We start from the raw sequence: 2,094 nt of genomic DNA on the forward strand, positions 1-2,094 counted from the left end.
CTGTCACGCACAGGGCGCGCTCACGCTGCGGGCCATCGTGCACCTTGCCAACGGGCGGCGCGAGGTTTTGGCCGAATGGCACCACAAGGGGCAGGGCGCGGAGGCACCCTATTGGCTTTGGTCCCGTGCGGGCGAGGTGGAGGGTGCGGCGCGGATCGGGCGTCTGCATCTGGAGATCGAGGCCCCCTTTGGTGCGGTGATAGAAAATCTCGCCTTTGTCACCGACCTTGCACCACGAAACCCGGTAACGCTATCGATCGGCCTTTGCACCTATGAACGCGAGGCGGCGTTCGAGCAGACCGTTGCGGTGCTGCACAAGCTGGTTGAAAGCGGCGAGGTGGCGCGTGTGCATGTTGTCAACCAAGGCCGAAGTTTTCAGCGCCCGCATCTGATAGAGGTGCTACAGCACCCGGCGTTTTCGGTGATCGAGCAGGCGAACCTCGGCGGCGCTGGCGGTTTTTGCCGCGCCATGATCGAGGCGGCGGCCAGTGCCGAGGCGCCGACGCACCTTTTGATGATGGATGACGACATCGAGCTTGATCCACGCATCGTGCAACGCGCCCATGCCTTTGCCGCCTATACCGAACATGATTGCGCCATCGGCGGCCAAGCGATCGAGCTGGAATCGCGCACGCATCTGCAAGAAGCAGGCGGCATCATCGGGCCGAATTGGTTGACGCACAAACTGGCGCATGATTCCGACCTTTCGCGCCCCGAAACGCTGGCGCTATGGGACCAAAGCTTCGTCGTCGATTACAATGCCTGGTGGTTCTGCATCGTGCCGATGGCGGCAATTGCGCGCTGCGGCTTGCCCGCACCGGTGTTCTTGCATGGCGACGATATCGAATATGGCGCGCGCCTGCGCGAAGCCGGGGTTGAAACCGTACCGCTACCGGGGCTTGGGGTGTGGCATTCCTCGTTTCGGTACAAGCATGTGGGGCTGATCCATTATTACGATCTGCGCAATATGCTGATCAACGCAGCAAGCCACCCCAAGCTGTCAAACCTTCCCGATCCGGTCTTTGTGCTGGGCTGGGTGATGCATTACCTTCTGGTGCATCGCTACCGGGCCGCCTTGTCGAGCATCATCGCGATAGGCGATTTTCTTGCCGGCCCCGAAGCGGCACTCGGCCCTGATAGCCTCACCCGGCATTTGCGGTTGCGTGCGAAAGTCGAAACCGTGAAACCACCGGCGGCGCGCGAGGGGGTTGATCCCGCTGGTCTGACCTTGGCCCCCCCGGCGTTGGCCGACCCTTCGATGCTGCGTCAGGCGCTGCTGTATTTTGCATTGTTCTTTCGCATCTTGCTTGGTCTGCCCGCCCGGCGCGAGCGGTTGCTGGTCAGAGGTCTGCCGTTGCCTGAAAACACCCACGGCCAGCCCTATTTGCTGGCAATGGGGCCACATGCTGAACGCTGCATGGTGATGCGCCCCAATCGACCACGTTTGATCGCCTTGACGCTATCGGCGCTTTGGGTTGCGCTGCGTTATACGCTTGGCCGCCGCGCCGCTGCACGGCGGTGGGCGGGCGAAATTGATGCGTTGCGCAACCCGGCGCGTTGGGCGCGTGAATTTGCACGTCAGCGCGAATGATCGGCACTTCAGGGCTTGGTCAAAACCGCCGCAAAATCGGCGCGTTTGCCGGTGGCGTATTCGTCGTATTCGGTGCTGCCGGGCATGTCGGCCCATTTCCAGCCATAGGCGCGGAATGGCCACGGCACATGTTTGAGCTTTTCGCGCCGCCGCGGAATATCTGCCTCGAGGGCTGCAAATGTATGCGGTGTGATATTGGCGTAGCGGCGAAAGACCAGCCCCGCCTCCGCTGCCGCGTCGCGCAGTTCTGCCTCGATCGCCGCGTGATCGCCTTGCCGATAGCCGCCGGAAAAGGCGATGGTGCCGCCCGGTGCGCAAACACGCGCCGCCTCGGCAACAAAGCGCGGCAGGCCAAAATAGGTGGGGGCACCGACGCTGAGCACCAAGTCGAAAGCGGCGTCTTCGAAGGCGATCTCATCCTTGCTGCCACCTTTGACAAAGCGACAACCGGGCACCCCGGCAAGGTTGCGCGCCGCCAGCCGCGTAACCGTGCCGTTGCGGTC

Annotated in this window: 2 protein-coding genes; one reads left to right on the forward strand and one right to left on the reverse strand. The window is 62.7% G+C overall.

Going from position 1 to position 2,094, the window contains the following annotated elements:
• A partial coding sequence (locus tag ABY403_RS16025) for a glycosyltransferase family 2 protein (protein WP_372841810.1) occupies positions 1–1,591 on the forward strand: 1,591 nt, incomplete at its 5' end.
• Between the two features lie 8 nt (positions 1,592–1,599).
• On the opposite strand, the gene ABY403_RS16030 is transcribed toward ABY403_RS16025, so the two are convergent.
• A partial coding sequence (locus ABY403_RS16030) for a methyltransferase domain-containing protein (RefSeq protein ID WP_372841811.1) occupies positions 1,600–2,094 on the reverse strand: 495 nt, incomplete at its 5' end.

The organism is Phaeovulum sp., assembly GCF_041596715.1.
Taxonomy (GTDB): domain Bacteria; phylum Pseudomonadota; class Alphaproteobacteria; order Rhodobacterales; family Rhodobacteraceae; genus UBA6213.